At 58.3% G+C, this 1956-nt stretch carries 1 protein-coding gene; it reads right to left on the bottom strand.

Annotated elements, in window-relative coordinates; genetic code table 11:
- The coding region (locus HB630_RS28165; RefSeq protein WP_213775999.1) for a hypothetical protein at nt 1–1354 on the bottom strand (1354 nt) is incomplete at its 3' end.
- Nucleotides 1355–1956 lie beyond the last annotated feature (602 nt).

Genomic DNA, 1956 nt, shown 5'->3' with positions numbered 1-1956 from the left:
GGCCCGTAGCAATGTTTGTGGTCAAGGCGGAGCCAATGACCTGAAGCGTACCGCCTCCAAGATTCAGGTTGCCGGTGCCAGTGATGCCGTTGGCGCCTCCGACCTGCAGGATGCCGCCGCTCAGATTATATGTTGCGGTACCAGCGGCGCCCACGCTCAAATTGCCGCCGGCGATCGTCAGTTCCCCGCTCGTTTGATTCACAGTTCCGACTGATCCTGCCAATGCTGCGATCGTCAGGCCGGTATTGAGGGTTGCGGTGCCCCCACTGAGGTTGTAGGTGCCGTTCCCGGACATGCCGATGTAGATCGGAGCGTTCGCGGTCAAGTTACCGCCGCTCTGGTTGAAAACCCCGGTTCCGCCCGTGTCCATGCCAAAGGCGGCCCCCAAACCCCCGATCCTCAATGTTCCCGCTAAAAGATTGTAGGTGCCGGTTCCTCCCGGGTCCGACCTATTCAATATGTTGCTACCGAATTGGGCGATATTGACGATGTTTAAAATAACCGTGGAGTTGGCACCGTTCTGCGTGATGGTTCCGACGCCTAGATCGTCGCCGACGTACAGCTGGCCCGCGAACCCGACGGACTCGGACTCGAAATCGATGGTGGCATGGCCCGAGATATTCACGACACCGACGCCACCGGGATTGGCGCCGATATCGACGGTACCGCCCAGATCCTGCAGCACGGCGGCATCGGTCAGATTGTAGGTGCCGTTGCCATTCGCTAAACCAACGTTCAGTGCTCCCGCCGATAGCGAGACGGTGCCGCCCGATTGATTGAATGTGCCGTTTGCTGCGGTGGGTCCAAAAGGAAAGCCGATGGACATGCTGCCGATGACACCGGCGGCGGCATTTGAATCGTTGATCGTCACCGATCCGCTCGTCATATTGACGATGCCGTTGCCGCCATCGAGGCCGATATTGAACTGGTTTCCTTCGTTGATGACGTTGAAGACGAGGGACGCCCCGTTGATGTTCAGGATGCCGGTGTGTCCAGAGCCCATATCAAGTGCGCTGGGATGGACCGCCTGACCGAAGGAGACGGTTGTTCCCGCGCCGAGCGTCACGGTTCCGTCCCCGGTGGAGGCACCGATACCCAAACTTTCGAACGAGAGATTGACCGATGTGGCGGCAGCCGGGAACGTCAGAGACGTCCCCGCGTCAATCGTTCCGGCCGCGGTCGCATCGATCGTATCCGCGTGGCCCGTCTGGATTGCCAAAGCAACGGCGGCATCGAAGTCCGACTGACTGTTGACGACGATCGTGGCAGCCCGCGCCGGCTCAGCAATGAGAGCCCAGGCAGCCGCAGCCGATAAAACGGAGACTTTCAGCAAAAGCCGATGGCGCTTCAACACTGTGAAGTGTCTGTCGCCCGCGGAAGACGTGAATGATGTGGTTTACGCTGCGGGCTCAATGCCATTGTCGCGCTCCAACCTTTCAAACTCAGTCGAGACCAGCGAAGAAACGACACATCGCCGTGCTCGGTAACTGGGCACGGTCGTTAGTTAGGGCTGTAGAATTCAATGAACCCGCACTATGACTTTGGAGCCCTTGCCGCGCTGTTCAATTTTGACCACGAAAAGAAATAAGCTCCGGTTGCGGGAACCTGCGACCGTCTCAATTCCGCGGTTCATTCGGGCTTGCGAGTCGAAACTATCGCCAATCGCCAAATCGCGGCTGGCGGTATTGCACGCCAAGCTCGCCGATCATGCGATCGGTACTCCGAGCATCTTGCTTTGCAATGCGCCGACAGATTCTTTGACAGTCGACAGTTCCGTCAGGAGCAAGACAGTGCCCAAAACAAAAATACTTTTGGGGCAAATTCTCATCGTCATGCTCGTCGCGCTCACGACAATATGGGGCCCGACGCAGTGGACGACGTGGCGTCTCGCCTATCAGAGGCGGCCTTGCGAATCCAGCAGCCGCAGCGTCCGTCAAAAGGCAGCGACTTTAGCTT

Origin of the sequence: Bradyrhizobium sp. dw_78 (assembly GCF_018449525.1) — a bacterium.
Lineage (GTDB): Bacteria > Pseudomonadota > Alphaproteobacteria > Rhizobiales > Xanthobacteraceae > Bradyrhizobium.
Note: the sequence above shows the minus strand (reverse complement) of the source record. Positions and strands in the feature narration are given on the sequence as shown.